The sequence below is a fragment of the Agathobaculum sp. TL06 genome, assembly GCF_054658635.1.
This window is the reverse complement of sequence record NZ_BAAGGY010000072.1, coordinates 1-443: the sequence shown is the minus strand read 5'-3', so window position 1 is coordinate 443 and position 443 is coordinate 1. Positions and strand designations below refer to the sequence as shown.

Annotated in this window: 1 protein-coding gene; it reads left to right on the top strand. The window is 61.4% G+C overall.

The features are described 5' to 3' along the window. Positions 1-443: 4-hydroxyphenylacetate 3-hydroxylase C-terminal domain-containing protein (locus ACYQ3S_RS15680; protein ID WP_459690304.1), on the top strand; the 443-nt coding region annotated here is incomplete at both ends.

Below are 443 nucleotides of genomic sequence, written 5' to 3'. Positions count from 1 at the left end.
CAGTCCTGCGACACGCGCAAGACCGAGGAGTACAACGACATCGACGTGGGCAACAAGGTCTACGGCGGGCATGAGGTGCTGGTGATCTTCGACCATGTGTTCATCCCGAACGAAATGATCTTCCTGAACGGCGAAGTGCAGTTCGCGGGCATGATGGTAGAGCGGTTCGCAGGCTACCACCGCCAGAGCTACGGCGGGTGCAAGGTAGGCGTGGGCGACGTGCTGATCGGCGCGACGGCGCTGGCGGGCGACATGGCGGGCTCGGCGAAGGCCAGCCATGTGAAGGATAAGCTGATCGAGATGACGCACCTGAACGAGACGCTGTACTGCTGCGGCATCGCGTGCTCCAGCCAGGGGACGAAGACAAAGAGCGGCAACTACCTGATCGACCTGCTGCTGGCGAACGTATGCAAGCAGAACGTGACGCGGTTCCCGTACGAGAT